Genomic DNA, 15,646 nt, shown 5'->3' with positions numbered 1-15,646 from the left:
AGGTTGTTTCGACTGACCTGGTTTCGCCGGCTCGTTAATCCATCGTTGCCCGCAAGGCGCGGATGATTTCCTCCGCGAACATCGAGGTGGCGAGGCCGTGGCTGCGTTTTTCGCGCTGGACGAGGGAAAGCACGTTCTTTCCGAATGTACGGTCGCGGATCTGCAGATAGGTGAGCACGCCGTTGCGTTGCTCCTCGGCAATATCGAACTTGCTGAGGAAGGCGATGCCGTCGCCGGCGGCGGCCAGGCACTTCATCGCCTCGATCGAGTTGGTCAGGAACGCCGGCTCGACCGTGAGCCCGGCATTGGCGAAGGCGTCGGCGACGATGCCGTGGATGAGCATCGACCGGTCAGCGAAGATGAGCGGATAGGGCTCGCAATGGGCGAGCGGCAGGGACTCCAGGCCGACGAGCGGATGTTCAGGTGAGACGACCGCGCCCAGCCGCGTATCCATCTTCCAGAGCGTTTCGAGTTGCGGCGACGGCGGCAGGTTGAAGGCGAGGCCGAGATCGGCCTCGCCGTCGACGACCGCCTGGACGATGTCGTGGATGAACATCACCCGGATCGAGATCTTGAGGCGCGGATGGCGGGCGCAGAAGTTGGCTGCCGCCTTGGGCACGATGCCGCCGGCGAGGCCGTTCATGGTGGCGATGATCACCTCGCCGCTCTGAAGCGCCTTGAGGTCGCGGATCTGGGCCTCGACCTGGCTGTATTCCTTGATCGTCCGGCGCACATGCGCGACGAGAATCTCGCCGGCGGGCGTCAGCCGCAGCCCTCTCGGCAAGCGCTCGAACAGCGGCTCGTCGATCATCTCTTCCAGTTGCAGCACGTGCTTGTTGATCGCCGACGCGGCCACGTTCAGCCGTTCGCCGGCGGCGCGGATCGAGCCGGATCTTGCCACTTCGTCGATGTAGCGCAGCACGCGCGAGTGCAACATCTTCCGTTTCCTTTGCTCCGAGTGCTCTCGAAAAGAGAACGATATGTGCAGAAAATACTGCTTTTCGGAAGCGGTGCAATGATTTCTTATGGCCTCCGACACGTGAAGCGTTGGTGCGGGATGCCGCCCGCGACGGACCGGAAGCTCGGCCCTGCCGATGCCGACGAGACTTGAAAGTGGAGGAAATACGCGTGAACAAAACCGAAGCCGTTCACTATGCCAAAGTGCGCGCCATCTTTGATATCCTGAACGGAAAGAAGGTGGCGGATCTCCTTCTGAAGAACCTGAGCATTCTCGATGTGCACGGCGAGACCGTCTATCAGGGATCCATCCTCGTCTATGACAAACGCATCGTCGCGCTCAATCCCGATGAGACAATCCTGAAGGTGAAGGACGTTTTCGATGGCAAGGGGCTCTATGCTATCCCCGGCCTGATTGATGCGCATCTGCATTTCGAATCCCAGCTGGCGCATCCGACGGCACTGGCCGAGGCCTTGGTTCCCTGCGGCACCACGACGATCTATGCCGAATGCCTGGATCTGCTGAGTGCGGCGGGCGACGAAGGCGTTGAGGCGGCCGAAAACCTGTTTAAGGACTACGACAAGCTGCCTTACCGGCTCTATGCGTTTGCGCCGGGTAAGAAGACGGCCGCCTCCATCACCGAGGCGGTCTTGAAGATGGAACCGGTCATCGGTCTCGGTGAATTCGAACACTTCACCTATAGCTCGGGCGATGACGACGATTTCCGCAAGGCCGCCTGGGTGCGCGCCAAGGGCGGCTTCATGAACGGCCACTGGGGCGTGACCGCGCTGTCCGACATGGTCCTGAACTATCTGCCGGCGATCGGCGTGTCGAACAATCACGACGTCTGGAACGAGAAGGACATCGAAAAGAGCATTCGCTACGGTTTTCCGACGCACATCAAGTTCGGAGTCGGCAGCAGCGAGGTGATCAAGGTGCTGCTGCGCGCTATCGTCGACCGCAAGTGGCCGACCGACAATTTCATGCTGTGCACCGACAACATTTCCGTCGAGCGCCTGCTGACGATGGGGCACATGGACTGGATCATCTCTCTCTGCGCCGAGATGGGGTTCAACCCGATCCATGCGATCAAGATGGCAACCTACAACACGGCGAGGTCGTTCCACATGGAAGACCGGATCGGCTCGCTCACCCCCGGCCGGTTTGCCGACATCGTCCTGACCGACAGCCTGTCGAAGATCAACCCGCTCTACGTCTTCAAGGACGGCGAACTGGTGGCAAAGGATCGCAAGCTGCTCAGGAACGCCGACATCGACTATTCCGGCATGTGCAAAAAAGGCGTTCCGGGTCTCGATGACCTGACGCCCGATCAGCTCGACATCGTGCCGCTTGAACTCTCCGAGGATGGCAGCCGGGCCAAGGTCTACCTGTTTGATGTCTACGGCCGCGGACATGCGAAATTCTACCAGGAAGTCTGGGTGCCGATGAAGGACGGCAAGGTTGTCGCCGAGCATGAGGGGGTGAAACTGAGCCGGCTGTCGGTGGTCCAGCGCTATGCCGATGGCCAGCGCCACGTCGTCAGCGGCCTGTTCAAGGGGGTTCATGTGGATCGCGGTGCTGTCGCCACCTTCTGGCCGGCGCCAAAACCCTACTTCGTCGTCGTCGGGCAGGACAGCGCAGAAATGTGCCATTGCCTCAAGCAGGTCGACACCCATGCCGGTGCCTGCATCGTCACCGAGGACCAGGTGGAGAAGGCCGTGATGCCGCTGGAGATTTATGGCGTGATGGCGAACCTGACTGTGGATGAACTGACAACCAGCGCCAGCGCCATCGACACCGCGCTTGAGGCCTTGGGCAACCGCAACGAAGGCGAGCCGGTGGTCAACAAGCTCCTGAGCCTGTTCATCTCGTTGCACCGGTTCCGGTTCATGAACTAGGGATGCACTTGCGAGGCGTACGCCATGGAAAATGTCGGTGGGCAGGACGCCCGCCGGCAGGGGGAGACGATGGATGAACCGAAGATCGTGATCGCGGCACGTCCAAATGCACTGAACCGAAGCCCGGACGCCGGAGACCGGCGCGGCCGTGGGTGGTGAGAGGCCCACGTAGAAACCATGGGAGGGACGACCAATGGACCATAATGCGGCGGAAGCCGAAATCGTCGATACCGGCAGCCTGACCAGGCGCTGGATCATGTATGTGGTCGGCATCTACGTGCTGACCTTCGGCGTCAGCCTGGCGATCCGGGCAGGGATCGGCATCTCGCCGCAAAGCAGCCTGACGCGGACGATGACCCTGGTCTACCCGCCGTTGAGCCAAGGGACCTACAACTTCGCCCTTGAACTGATCATGCTGTTCCTGACCTATCTGGTCCTGCCTAAGGACTTCACGTTGAAGAACTTCGCATCCCTGATCCCGGCCTTCGTGCTCGCCGTGTTCCTGGATCTCAACCTTGGCATGACCGAATTCATCAAGCTCGATCTCTACCCGGCGCGCGTGGCGCTTCTGGTCTTTGCCGATGCGGCGCTGGCGTTCGGTCTGTTCCTGATGATCCGTGCCAATCTTGTGCTGATGCCGATCGACATGTTCGTCAACACGATCTTCAAGCGCACGGGCTGGAAGTGGGGGAACATCAAGACCGGCTTTGATTGCACTCTCTTGGTCCTGTCTGCCTGTATCGGTCTGCTCTTCCTCAGCGAGATCAAGTTCATTCGCGAGGGTACGATCCTGAACGCGATTCTGGTGGGTCAATACATCAAGCTGTACTTCTTCCTGTTCAAGAAGTTGGAGGCCAGGAAAGCCGTGCCGTCAGCGAAAAGGCTGGAACCGGCCGCCAAATAGGGCGTACTGACGGACGCAAAAAAGAGCAGGACTCTCCAGATCGGAGAGTCCTGTTTTCACTGTAAGCTAAGGCTTACAATTACACTTCCTTGAAACCCAATGACGTGCCGGGGAGATAAAGCGAAATCGGCCGGATCTCATAGGTGGCCGTCGGGTTGGCGCGGCGCAGATCACGGGCTGCCGCCACGGCTGCCTCAAGCGTTGGAAAATCCACGACGTAGAGACCGAGCAATTGTTCCTTGGTTTCGGCAAAGGGGCCGTCGATGACAATGCCCTCGCCTTTGCCTCGCAGCGTCACTGCATGCTGGGTGGGGCCAAGCCGTGCCGCCGGGCCCAAGGATTTTTCCCGCACGAGGCGGTCATTGACCTGGAGCAGGTCGGTCATCAGGGCCGCGTCCTCCTCCTCGGTCCAGGATTCGACCACTCCCTCTTCGTGATAGGCGAGGATGGCGTAATACATCAAAACATCTCCCTTGCGCGTTTTCGGTTTTCGCTCAGCCAGTAACCATCGGGACGTATTTGGGTGAGCGCCGCCGGGAATATATGGCCGGATCGGCGCGCAGACTATGGGCATGCACGTTTCAATTGAAGGAACGGTTCGAGGCGAAAGCGCTCACGCTTCAACAAACTGTCGCACAGGAGGGGTATCGGAGACCGCGAAGCAATCTTGACGTCCGCGCCCGCCCATGACGGCGCCGACGTTTGATGGGTATGACATGCGCACGTCTCGAATACTGGCCGGATTGATCGAACGACACGACGAGCTGGAGCTCAAGCTCGATTTTCTCGAGTGCACCAGCACCGCTCTCAGCGATGATGGCACTCTTGCCGAGTTGCGACACACGCTCAAGGAAATCAGGCGAGATATTGCCCGCAACAGAACCCGTTGTCGCTGACGTTCATCAGCGCGGACCTTGATGTTGGCGCAGGCGCCTCGCTGTCTCATCGCCAAACGGCGAGAGCACGCAGCACGTTGTCGGCGCTGCGTACTTTCGACCCATATTGTGCAGGCGGGATACTGCCTTCACCGAGAGCGCATCTGGTTTCGACGAGGTAGCAGAAACGCTCTATCTCTTTGTTTTTGCACATTTCCAGGAAAATCGCCTCGCACTTTTCCTGGCTTTAGTCCGTGTGTCTGACAATGGCCGGGATGATGACACCCCAATCGGCCCTGTGAAGTTCATGCCCGCCGCCGGCGATCGGAAGATATTCGGAGCCGGCCACAACTTCGGCAATGGCCATCCCATGCTCGACCGAGAAGATCGGGTCGGTGGTGCCATGGATTACCAGCAGCGGCGCTTCGAGCGATTTGAGCTTGCCTTTGACAGTGTCGCCGCCCTGAAGCATGAAGTGGTTCGTGGCGGAGAGTAGGCCGCCCGAGCGATCATGATCCCGCTCGATGAAGGCACGGATCGGGTTCGCGTCATGGGGGTGGGCTGTGCTCGCGACCATGCGGGCGTCCTTCGTCATGAAATCGATCACTTGTGTCCGATCCGACCAGTCAACGCTTTCGGCCGCAGCGACGTGTTCCATATAGTCAGCGCTTATCGGTGGAAGCTCAAGCTCGAGTCCCATTGGCGTAGTGCTGACAAGCGTCAGCGACGACACCCGTTCCGGAGCGGACAACGCCAGGATCTGAGCGATCATGCCGCCGAGCGACATGCTGACGAGGTGAGCCGATGCAATGCCATAGGCGTCGAGCACGGCAACTGCATCACCGGCCATGTCCTCCATCGAATAGGGAGGATTGCCGGGGGCATATTTGGTGGAAAGCCCCGTATCGCGGTTGTCGTAGCGGATGACATAGCGCCCGCTTGCCGCCAGCTTGCGGCAGAATTCGTCGGGCCACCACATCATCGAGGCCATCGCACCCATGATCAAAAGCACCGGCGGCGCTAAGGGATCGCCAAAGGTCCCCGTGGCGATGGTGACGCCGTTGCCGCCTACGACATTCTTGGACGTTTCCTCGGCCATGGGCCCTGCTCCTCGCTGTTGCACCAGTGGCGGCCAGGGCTGCTGCCACGAGCAGGAACTGTCGTCGGCGATGTAGGTATCTACAGCGCCGCGCGGCATATTAGACGCGCAAAGTTCGCTGTAGCACTTTGAATTGCTGCATGCTTTCATCCTTAAATCGAATGGGATTTAAGGAAACAGCGTGCTTTTCATCGTCGGCTCCCTCGCGACATCTAACGTCGGCATGGGCAGACACTACGGCCCCCGACCTTCTCGCTCGAGAGAGGAACTGGCCAAAATAGGGGCATTCGTGCCAGAGCGCTGTAAGTCGCGCAGCTTTTGTTAGGTCGCGTCTAGACCGGCGGGTCCACGAGGCTCTGATGGCGGAAGGCACGGGCGTCGCAGACGCCGCGTAACGGGGCGCTTGGCCGACAACCGGCTGGCGGCCACGTCGATCACTGCGTTGTTGAAACGGTCGGGCAGTTATCGCCGTAAAACGACCGGGTGGGGAACCCGGTCGTGTTTGGTCCGCGCCTTTTGATCGAGCAGGCTAGTCGACCAGGGCGCAGCCCAGCCGCTCGAGTTCCCGGTCCACCCAGGACCTGTCTATCGTTCCAGAAAGCGTCGCCGCCATCTGCTTGGCCTCGGCATCCTGTTTGGCCCGGGTTGCCTTGAGGACCGCTTCGGCATCCGCCTTCGGCACGCAGACGATACCATCGATGTCGCCGAGCATCAGGTCGCCCGGATTGATGACCATTCCGGCGATGGAAATCTGGAAGCCGATCTCGCCCGGTCCCGTACGATAAGGGCCGCGATGGGTGACGCCAAGCGCATAGAGCGGCAAGGGCTGGGCGCGGATGGCTTCGGCGTCGCGGATCGCGCCGTTGAGGACGAAGCCGGCGACGCCCCGCTTGACCGCATGCGCCAGCATCAGTTCACCCATCAGCGCATTGGTCGTGTCGCCGCCGGCATCGACGACGATCACGTCGCCCGGTGCCGCCATGTCGATCGCCTTGTGCAGCATCAGGTTGTCGCCCGGGCAGGTCTTGACCGTCAGCGCCGGGCCGGCGAGCACGCCGCCGCTATGCATCGGGCGTAGCCGATCACCGCCGGCGACAAGCCGCGACATGCTGTCGGACACGTTGGCGACGGGCAGGACGCGGAAGGCCTCGACATAGGAAGCGTCGATACGCTTCATGCTGTTCTTTACTCTGAAACCGATGGGCATGTGGTCTTCCTTCTGGGACTCTCGAGCGTTTCCGGTTTAGGCGGGTCGTAGAAACGCTCTATCTCGTTGTTTTCATGCATTTCCCGGCGGAAATCCGCCTCGCGTTTCCCGGGAAAGCTTCAGGCGGTCGCCTTGCGCAGGCCGAGGCTCTGCGGAGCCGCAAGGCTGAGGGCATCAGGCGCTTGGCCGTTGAGGACGCTGATGATGTGGCGCGCGGCAATTTCGGCCATCGCTTTCGATGAGCCGTGGGTGACGCCACCGATGTGGGGCGTCGCCAGCACCAGCGGCGAGGCCCAGAGCGGGTTGTCGGCAGCCGGCGGTTCGGCTGCGAAGCTGTCGAGCGCGGCACCCGCTATACGCCTGTCGCGCAGGGCGACGGCGAGCGCCGCCTCGTCGATGATGCCGCCGCGGGCGGTGTTGACGATGAAGGACGTCGGCTTCATCAGCGCCAGGCGACGGGCATCGATCAGGTGGCGAGTCTCTGCCGTCAAAGGGCAATGCAGGCTGACGATGTCGGCGCGGGCGACAAGCTCGTCGACGTCGTCGATGGCGGTTATGTTCCCCTGAGCGAGTGTCGCTGCGGGATGCGGATCGTAGACGATGACGCCCATGCCGAGTGCGTGCGCCATGGCCGCTGTCTCGCGGCCGATCGAGCCATAGCCGATGAGGCCCATGAGGGTGCCGGCGATGTCGCGCCCCATGAAGGTCGGTTTCGGCCATTGGCCGCCTTTGACCGCCGCGGTCAGCGGTGCGATCTCCTTGATTAGCGCCAGCGAAAGCGCGATCGTGTGTTCGGCGACTGCGCGCGCGTTCGAGCCCATCGAGCGTAACACGGGTATGCCGCGATCGGCGGCGGCCTGGATATCGACATTGTCGACGCCGACGCCATGTTTGACGATGACCTTCAGCTTCGGCGACGCGGCAATGACAGCCTCGTTGATCTGGCCCTGCCGCACCATGATCGCGTCGACGCCGAGATCGGCGGCGCGTGCGGCGACGACATCCGAGGCGTCATAGGGTGGAGAAAAGAAGACATCGCAGTCATGGGCGTTGAGCAGCGCGACGGCGCTCTCGGCAATCCTGTTGTGGGTTACAAGGACGCGCCATTTGCGGTTTGTATGGTTCTCGGCAGCTGGAAAGTCGGACACTCTGTTCTCCAGGATAGATGCGGGGTCGCCGGGCGGTTGGATCAGCCCGCGGTGCGCGCCAGCAATCCGCGGGCGCGCGTGACGATCGGCAGGTCGACGAATTTGCCCTCGAAGGTGAAGGCACCGATCCCGGCCAGTGCGGCGGCATCGGCGGCGGCAATCAGCCGTCGGGCGCGGTCGAGCTCTTCCGCGGAAGGCGAGAAGCCGTCATTCAGCAGCGAGATCACGCTCGGGTGAATGCAGGTGGCGCCGTCGAAACCGAAGTCCTTGGCTTCCCTTATGGCTGCAGCCAATCCCTCCTTGTCGGCATAGTCGGCCGTGCTGCGCAGCAGCCCGAAGGAGAGGACGCCAGCGGCCTTCGCGGCGTAGTGGATCATCAGCTTCGGTATGCGCAAAACCTCAGGCGTCGGCTGGGCGCCCATGGATGTCGCAAGGTCCTCGCCACCAGCCGACAAGGCGAAGACCCGCGGGCCTGTGGCGATCGACGTGGCGTTGAGCAATCCCGCGGGATCTTCGATCAGCGGCGCAAACCGCATCGGCGGCCGGTTCGCGGCCGATTCCAGCGGCTCCAGGTGCCGATCGAGATGATGCAGGACTTCAGGCGAAGACACCTTGGGAATGTAGAGCGCCAGTGCGCCGGCCTCGCAGGCCGCACTGGCGTCGGCCAGCATCGTGGTTTCGTCATGGGTGTTGATCCGCACGATCACCGCAGCGCCGCGCTGGCCAACCATCGGCACGGTTCGAGCAAGAGCGACCCTTGCCGCGTCCTTCTCGTTGGCGGCGACCGCGTCCTCGAGGTCGATGATAATGGCATCGGCGCCGCGTTCGTGGGCCTTTTCCAGAAAGCGGGGCGAACTGCCGGGAACATAAAGTAGCGAGCGCAGCATCATTCGGTTCTTCCCCCCATGATCAGGTCGATTTCGTCGGTCGACAGGCCGACTTCGTTGAGGACGTCGCGGGTGTTTTCGCCAAGCGCCGGTGCGGGGTTGCGCCAGACGCCGGGGGTCGCCGACATCCGCGGCAGGATGTTGTGCATGGGCAGCGACCCGTGCTCACGATCCTCCACTTCGGTAAAAACCTCGCGCTGGATGAAATGCGCGTCGCTGAAGGCATCGGCGATGTTGTAGACCGGCCCGACCGTTGCACCGGCCCGGCGCATGACGTCGAGTGCGTCGTCGCGCTCCCTCGTCGCAAACCAGGCACTGACGGCCTCGTCGACCAGCGGCCGGTTGCGGACCCGGTCGGTATTGGTGGCAAAGCGCGGATCGGTGATCATTTCGGGACGGCCGATGATCTCGAAGATACGTTTGGCAACCGCCTGGGTGGAGCCGGACAGCGCGACGTATTTGCCGTCGGCGCATCGATAGACGTTGCGTGGCGATGTCGTGTTGGAGCCACTGCCGACCCGTTCCTTGATCTTGCCGGTCGTCTTGTAGATCGCGGCCTCCGGTCCGAGCACCGAGAACATCGGCTCCAGCAGCGACAGGTCGATGACCTGCCCGCGCGCCGTGCCACGCTGGCGCGCCAGCAGCGCCATGCTGACAGCCGAAGATCCGTAGATGCCGGCGATCATGTCGGCGAGTGCCAACGGCGGCAGTACCGGTTCCCGATCGGGAAAGCCGGTGCGGGCGGCAAATCCGCTCATCGCTTCCACCAGCGTGCCGAACCCCGGCAGGGTGGCGTAAGGACCGGTCTGACCGAAGCCGGAAATGCGCACGACGATCAGGTCGGGATTGCGGGCAAGCAGCGTCTCCGGCGCCATGCCCATCTCCTCGAGCGTGCCCGGGCGGAAGTTCTCGATGAACACATCCGCCGTGTTGAGCAGCTTGAGCATGGCACCCATCGCAGCCGGTTCGCGAAGGTTGAGCATGACCGAGCGCTTGTTGCGGCCATAGGTCTTCCAATAGAGCGAGCTTCCGCCGTCGCGCCAGTCGCGCAAGGGGTCGCCGACCGGCGGCTCCACCTTGATGACGTCGGCACCGAAATCGCCGAGCTGCAGCGACAGCATGTTGCCCGCGACCAGCCGCGACAGATCGACGACGCGAATGCCGTCAAGCGGGCCTTTGGCGGCGGCGTCGAAGCTTTTGGGTTCCTTGGTCATGAGGTGCTCCGCGTTTAAGGGCTCAGGCCTGCGGCCGGGATTGCGCGGCAAACAGCGTCGAGGCTTCCGGCGGCACATAGACGAAGACATGCTTGTCGGCGACCTCGCGCGCGGTCTGGACGCGGAAGGTGCTGCCGGCGCCTGTCAGCTCGTACTGATAGACGGAGCCGAGATAGGAGCCGCCCTGAACGGTTGCCTGTACGACGTTTTCACCGGCGCTGCCGACGATCTGCAGCCGCTCCGGACGCACGGCAATCACGACTTTTTCGTCAGCACCGTTCCGGCCGGTGTTCGCCTTGATCATCGTTCCGTCTTCGAGGCGAACATTGGCGATGCCGGCGGCGCGATCGACCACGGTACCTGTCAGGAAGTTCGAGGAGCCGATGAAGTCGGCGACGAAGGCATCGGCCGGCGTCTCGTAGATTTCCTTCGGGGTGCCGAGTTGACGGATACGCCCCGTGTCCATCACCGCGATGCGGTCGGAAACCGCAAGCGCTTCCGCCTGATCGTGCGTCACGTAGACGGTCGTGACGCCGAGACGTTCCTGAAGCTCGCGCAACCAGACACGGGCGCGCTCGCGCAGCTTCGCATCGAGGTTGGACAGCGGTTCGTCAAGCAAAAGCAGGCCCGGTCGATAGACGAGTGCGCGCGCGAGCGCCACGCGCTGCTGCTGGCCGCCGGAAAGCTCGAAGGGGTAACGCTCGGCGAATTTGGCCATCTCGACCAGTTCAAGCGCTTCCTTTATGCGCTTGTCCTGCTCGGCGCGGCCGATCTTGCGCAGTTTCAGCGGGAAGGCGAGGTTTTCCGCCACCGACATATGCGGCCAAAGCGCGTAGCTTTGAAAGACGAGCCCGATGTTGCGCTGTTCCGGCGGCACCACCGTTTTGGTCTTGCCGTCGAAGAGCACGCGGTCGCCCATGCGGATTGCGCCCGATGTCGCGTGGTTCAGTCCGGAAATTGCAAAAAGCGTCGTCGACTTGCCGCAGCCGGAGGGGCCGAGCAGCGTCAGGAACTCGCCCTTCGGAATGGTCAGCGAGACTTCGCTGACGGCCTTGTAGGAGCCGTAGTTGATGGAGAGGTTGTCGAGGATGAGATCAGCCATAGATCTTGGCTCCCAGCAGACGGCGCGCCATGAAGACGAACAAGGCCGTGATGATGACTTGGATGGTGGCAAGGGCGGAGACGGGTCCGTTGTCGCCCTGGGCATAGAGCTGCAGCATGGTCGAGCCGATGATTTCGGACCCCGGCTGGTAGAGGAAGACTGCCGTCACATACTCCTTGAAGAAGTGGATGAAGAGCAGCGCGAAGCTGGAAAACAGCGCTGGCTTTAACAGCGGCAGGACGATGCGCGTCACCGTCGTCCACCAGTCGGCGCCGGAAATGCGCGAGGCGCGGTCAAGCTCCTCACCGATCTGCGACAGCGCCGGTGCGATCGCGCCGAAACCGATCGGAATGTAGCGCACGACAAAGGCGGCGATCAGGATCCAGATCGTGCCGCGGATCATGTCGAGGCCCGGGACCCAGACCACGGCATAGAAGAAGCCGAGGCCGGCGATGATGCCGGGCAGCGAGCGCGGGAACAGCGCGACATATTCCAGCGCGCGGCGGAAGCGGAATTCGGAACGCTTGGCGACAAGCGCGATGAGCACGACGCAGGCGGTGCCGATGATGCCGCCGAGGAAGGAGATGACGACGGAATTGAGGATCGCCCTGACATATCCCGGCTGATTGAAGATCAGCTCGAAGTTGGCAAGGGTCAGTAGCTTCCAGAACGGGACCAGCGGCGTCAGGAAGCTGACGCTGGCGCGCATGAAGATGCCCGCAAAGACGGCGACGATGGTGAAGAGCACATAGGCCGCGACGGCGGCGAATGCGACCCAGCGCCAGTGTCCGAGGTCGACGAGCGAGGGGCGGGAGGCCTTGCCGCGCACGGTGACGAAGCGACCGCTGTCCTTCATCAACCGGCCCTGGAGCCAGACGAGCAGACCGACGATCACAAGCAACATGACCGCGCCGGCGCCGACGATGCCGTAGTCGGATTGCACCGCGGCGTTGATGCCCTGGTCATAGAGGAAGGTCGTGACGGTATGAATGCCGCTCGGGCCGCCGAAAACCAACGGGATTGCCAGCATCTCGATGCCGATGACGAAGTTCAGAACAGCGGAATAGACCATGGCCGGCCGCATCATCGGTACGGTGATGCTGATTAGCGCTCGCATCGGGCTGGCGCCGGCCGAGCGGGCAGCATCTTCCAGCTGGGCATCGGCCTTGGTGACGGCGCCGATGCACATGAGATAGGCGAGCGGCGCCTGGCTCAAGCCCGCAACGATGCTCATGCCGGTCAGGCTGTAGAGGTTCCACGGGCTAAGCCCGGTGCTCGCCTTGAAGGCGAGGGTGATATAGCCCGACGGTCCGTACATGGTGAACCAGCCGAAGGCCATGACGAGGTTGCTGACGAAAAGCGGCCAGATCAGGATCTCGCCGATCCATTTGCGTCCGGGCAGATTGGTGCGGCCGACGATGACGGCCATAACCGAGCCGAACAGCTGGGCAACGACCATCGTGACGACGGCGAAGAACAGCGTGTTGAGCACGATCTTGCCCATGCCCGCCTCGGTGAACAGGCGAACGAAGTTGCCGGCGGTGACGACGGCGTCGGGCTTGTAGAGCGGCCGGTCGAGAAAGGCCTGGAGAATAATGGGCGCAATCGGCCCGATCACCAGGATCGTGGTCAAGATGCTTACGGCCCAGAAGGTGATGGTCGACCGGTCACGCGTGGCGCTCGGTGCCGACCCTGCTGTGAGCTCGGTCATGGCAATAGTCCTCGAAAGCCGTCCGCGAACGCGAAAGACGGTCGTCAGGCTTCGTAGAGTTGAAAATGAGGGCAGAGGAACCGCCGGCCGGCCGTATCGCGGCCGACGGTTGCTGAGTCGAGGCCCGTTAGTTGCCGGCCATCGCGGCGGTCCACTTGGTGGCAAAGCCCGCAGCGTCATCGATGATCGCCTTGTCGAAGCCGACGGCGATCAGGTTTTCCATGCCTACCTTGGCAGCGATCGCCTGATAGGTGTAGCGAACCTCGGCTTCTTCGACGTCCTCGCGATAAGGCGTCAATCCGCCCTTGCCGACCTGCGTCTGGCCCTTCTGGCTGAGCAGATAGTCGACGAACAGTTTTGCCGAGTTCGGGTTGGCCGCCTCGCTCGGGATGCCGAGGCCGCGAAGCATGACCGGCGTTCCGTCATCGGGGAAGGCAAAGCCGAGGATCTCGCCGCCGGGCTGCTCCAGGCGGGGGAAGATGGTGATGCCGGAGACGGCGATGCCGACGAGATATTCGCCGGTGGCGATCTTCTCGTTCATCGGGCCGCCTGAGACTTCACCGCGGATCATCGGGCCGATTTCGCGCAAGCCCTTCCAGCCGTCGTCGCCCTTGACCTGCAGCGTCTTCCACCAGGCAGCAAGCCCAAAGGAGTTGCGGGCGGCGTCATAGGTGGTGATCTTGCCGTCGAACGTCGCCTTGTCGGCGGCTGCCGCCTTGACGAGCGAGGCGAAACCGGTCGGGCGCTGGCCCTCCGGCAGCAGCGCGGCATTGTAGGTGATGACGAGCGGGTCCGCCGACATCACGTAGATGCCGGGATAGGGATTGGCAAAGCCCGGCAGGCGTTCGGTTTCCGGGCTGGCATAATCGAGCATGCGGCTCTCGCTGCCATAACGTGCCCAGCGGTCGTTTGCGCCGGAGACCAGGATGTCGGCGGTGCGCGCACCGCTGCCAGCTTCCGCTTCCCAACGGGTGTGCACGGTGCCGGAGCCGAGGTCGAGCGTCTCGATCTTGATCCAGGGATAGAGTTCGTTGAAGCCCTTGATGACAGGCTGCCAGTTGTTGTCGGCCATGTTGGAATAGACGACGAGGCCAGCTTCCTTGCGCGAGGCTTCGACTATCTGGCCGTAATCGGCCGGATAGTACTCAGGCAGCTTCGGCTCCTGGGCAAAGGCGCTGGTCGAGACCATCGCCGATGCGGCCAGCAGCCAACCGGCGAGCTCTCTCTTCAAATAGGACATCAATTCCTCCCGTGGGTTTTCCCATTTTTGAAAATGCGTCGCGAGAGCTCCTCACTTGCGCGACGCGCGGCTTCGACCGTCGCCTCGGTGACGCGATCGAGATTGTTGGCGATCCGCTCGCGTGGACCGGAAATATTGACGACGGCTACGATGCGGCCATCAGGATCGCGAATGGGCGCCGCGACGCCGGCGGCACCCTCGACCCGGCCGTAGAGGTTGGCGACATAGCCTTCTCGGCGGCCGGCGCTCACGCGCTCGGCGATGGCATGCGGATCGTCTTCGGTCGGGACGGATCGGCCGAGATAGGTTTCGAGCTCCTGGTCCGTCAGGCCGGACAGTAGCATCAGTCCGCTTGCGACGTAGTGGGCGACACGCTGTGTGGCGATATCGCGGTCATAGCGGATCTCGCGAATGGGCAGGATCTTGTTGAGATAGCGGACCTGCCGGTCGTCCGTCAGCACGGCGATGAAGCCGGTCTCCTCGATCGCCGCCACCGTTTCGCGAAGGATCGGCTCAGCCACCCGCAGGATCGTGCCCCAGCCGCTGTTTGCCTCCGACGGCTCACCCGGGAGCCGGATCAACAGGTAGCGTCCGTCGGTCTGGCGGGTGACGTACCGGGCTTCAACTAGGGTGCGCAGCAGAAGCAGCGTGCTGCTCTTCGGCAGGGCAAGGGCCTGGACGACCTCGGCGAGCGAGACGGCTTCGCTGCGCGACGCCAGCCACTCGATCAGGTCCAAAATTCTTTCCGCGCCCCGGCCGCTCATCGCGATTTTTTCCTTGTTCAATATGTTGAACGTGTGCTATATAGTGAACTTACCGAGCGTGGCCGCCCTTGTCAAGGTGCGGCCAGTGCTTTCGTTTCCTGTGCCCCTTGCCGTTCGCCAAAGAGTGCCAGCAGGCAAAGGACAAGTGCCGGTTCCTCGACACGATGGGGGAGTTGGGAGGTTCCGGTTCATCCGATCGAACCCGAAACGTCATTTCAGACCGCAACAAATCTTGAATCGTCTGATCAAACGCTCGCCTCCATTGGCGGGCACGCTCCCATCGTGTCCGGTCTCAGATCGCGCCTCGTCAAGGTGCATGAACGACCTGGGCAGTGTTCGACTGAGGAGTGAACTATGCGTAAGCCAAAGCTTAATTCCACGGCCCATCCCGTAATCGAGCCCGGCTACAAGCCGGTGGCGCTGCCGGCGGTGCGTGCCGCTCACCTGATGCTGAAGAGCAAGCGCGATGCCGACGTGCGCCACGCACAGCGCAAGACCGCCATGCGCATCGTCAATCAGTTCGATCGTGACACCGACTGACGAACAGGCGCCCGCTTCGCACGGACGTTTCCCGAAGGCGGGATGCGCATCGTCGCAGGAGTGGTAAGTTATCCGGCGATATCTGAGCGTGGGGGCCGA

15 protein-coding genes are annotated in these 15,646 nt (G+C 62.3%); 4 read left to right on the top strand and 11 right to left on the bottom strand.

All coding sequences use genetic code 11. From position 1 onward, the window contains the following. Nucleotides 1-34: 34 nt before the first annotated feature. Nucleotides 35-937, bottom strand: a complete 903-nt coding sequence (locus ASD00_RS16765) for a LysR family transcriptional regulator (protein WP_057207621.1) — start codon at nucleotides 935-937, stop codon at nucleotides 35-37. 191 nt (nucleotides 938-1,128) lie between these two features. On the opposite strand from ASD00_RS16765, the gene ASD00_RS16760 reads away from it, so the two are divergent. Together ASD00_RS16760 and ASD00_RS16755 are read left to right on the top strand one after the other, a co-directional pair. Continuing rightward, on the top strand, nucleotides 1,129-2,856 hold the full coding sequence (locus ASD00_RS16760) for an amidohydrolase family protein (RefSeq protein WP_057207620.1): 1,728 nt from the start codon (nucleotides 1,129-1,131) through the stop codon (nucleotides 2,854-2,856). Between the two features lie 193 nt (nucleotides 2,857-3,049). After that, nucleotides 3,050-3,760, top strand: coding sequence for a DUF6198 family protein (locus ASD00_RS16755; RefSeq protein WP_057207619.1), 711 nt, complete (start codon nucleotides 3,050-3,052; stop codon nucleotides 3,758-3,760). A gap of 79 nt (nucleotides 3,761-3,839) precedes the next feature. Here the strand turns inward: ASD00_RS16755 and ASD00_RS16750 are convergent, their stop codons facing one another. Further along, nucleotides 3,840-4,220: a YciI family protein gene (locus tag ASD00_RS16750; protein ID WP_057207618.1), complete on the bottom strand. Its 381-nt coding sequence runs from the start codon at nucleotides 4,218-4,220 to the stop codon at nucleotides 3,840-3,842. Between the two features lie 226 nt (nucleotides 4,221-4,446). Here ASD00_RS16750 and ASD00_RS16745 point away from each other — a divergent pair, with 226 nt between their 5' ends. Continuing rightward, nucleotides 4,447-4,656 (top strand): hypothetical protein, encoded by a 210-nt coding sequence (locus tag ASD00_RS16745; RefSeq protein ID WP_025429512.1) that lies wholly within the window; start codon nucleotides 4,447-4,449, stop codon nucleotides 4,654-4,656. Nucleotides 4,657-4,882: 226 nt separating this feature from the next. On the opposite strand, the gene ASD00_RS16740 is transcribed toward ASD00_RS16745, so the two are convergent. The 9 genes from ASD00_RS16740 to ASD00_RS16700 form a co-directional block, all read right to left on the bottom strand. Next, the gene (locus ASD00_RS16740; protein WP_057207617.1) at nucleotides 4,883-5,734 is read right to left on the bottom strand and encodes an alpha/beta hydrolase; all 852 of its coding nucleotides are present in this window, start codon (nucleotides 5,732-5,734) and stop codon (nucleotides 4,883-4,885) included. 529 nt (nucleotides 5,735-6,263) lie between these two features. After that, nucleotides 6,264-6,941 (bottom strand): RraA family protein, encoded by a 678-nt coding sequence (locus ASD00_RS16735; protein ID WP_057207616.1) that lies wholly within the window; start codon nucleotides 6,939-6,941, stop codon nucleotides 6,264-6,266. Between the two features lie 119 nt (nucleotides 6,942-7,060). Beyond that, on the bottom strand, nucleotides 7,061-8,089 hold the full coding sequence (locus ASD00_RS16730) for a hydroxyacid dehydrogenase (RefSeq protein ID WP_057207615.1): 1,029 nt from the start codon (nucleotides 8,087-8,089) through the stop codon (nucleotides 7,061-7,063). 41 nt (nucleotides 8,090-8,130) lie between these two features. Beyond that, a complete protein-coding gene (locus ASD00_RS16725; protein ID WP_063963280.1) occupies nucleotides 8,131-8,979 on the bottom strand; it encodes a CoA ester lyase in 849 nt (282 codons plus the stop codon). Further along, nucleotides 8,976-10,190, bottom strand: a complete 1,215-nt coding sequence (locus tag ASD00_RS16720; RefSeq protein ID WP_057207614.1) for a CoA transferase — start codon at nucleotides 10,188-10,190, stop codon at nucleotides 8,976-8,978. Before ASD00_RS16720 ends, ASD00_RS16725 begins: the two co-directional genes overlap by 4 nt. Before the next feature lie 22 nt (nucleotides 10,191-10,212). Continuing rightward, nucleotides 10,213-11,292, bottom strand: a complete 1,080-nt coding sequence (locus ASD00_RS16715) for an ABC transporter ATP-binding protein (RefSeq protein ID WP_057207613.1) — start codon at nucleotides 11,290-11,292, stop codon at nucleotides 10,213-10,215. Then, nucleotides 11,285-13,003 carry an iron ABC transporter permease gene (locus ASD00_RS16710; protein ID WP_057207612.1) on the bottom strand — a complete coding sequence of 573 codons (1,719 nt, stop codon included), beginning with the start codon at nucleotides 13,001-13,003 and terminating at the stop codon, nucleotides 11,285-11,287. The genes ASD00_RS16715 and ASD00_RS16710 overlap by 8 nt, the downstream gene beginning before the upstream one ends. A 127-nt stretch (nucleotides 13,004-13,130) precedes the next feature. Further along, nucleotides 13,131-14,243, bottom strand: coding sequence for an extracellular solute-binding protein (locus ASD00_RS16705; RefSeq protein ID WP_057207611.1), 1,113 nt, complete (start codon nucleotides 14,241-14,243; stop codon nucleotides 13,131-13,133). After that, nucleotides 14,243-15,007, bottom strand: coding sequence for an IclR family transcriptional regulator C-terminal domain-containing protein (locus tag ASD00_RS16700; RefSeq protein WP_057207610.1), 765 nt, complete (start codon nucleotides 15,005-15,007; stop codon nucleotides 14,243-14,245). The genes ASD00_RS16705 and ASD00_RS16700 overlap by 1 nt, the downstream gene beginning before the upstream one ends. Nucleotides 15,008-15,361: 354 nt before the next feature. On the opposite strand from ASD00_RS16700, the gene ASD00_RS16695 reads away from it, so the two are divergent. Continuing rightward, nucleotides 15,362-15,547: a hypothetical protein gene (locus ASD00_RS16695; RefSeq protein ID WP_057207609.1), complete on the top strand. Its 186-nt coding sequence runs from the start codon at nucleotides 15,362-15,364 to the stop codon at nucleotides 15,545-15,547. The last annotated feature ends 99 nt before the right edge of the window (nucleotides 15,548-15,646 follow it).

Origin of the sequence: Ensifer sp. Root31 (assembly GCF_001424825.1) — a bacterium.
Classification (GTDB): domain Bacteria; phylum Pseudomonadota; class Alphaproteobacteria; order Rhizobiales; family Rhizobiaceae; genus Ensifer; species Ensifer canadensis.
Note: the sequence above shows the minus strand (reverse complement) of the source record. Positions and strands in the feature narration are given on the sequence as shown.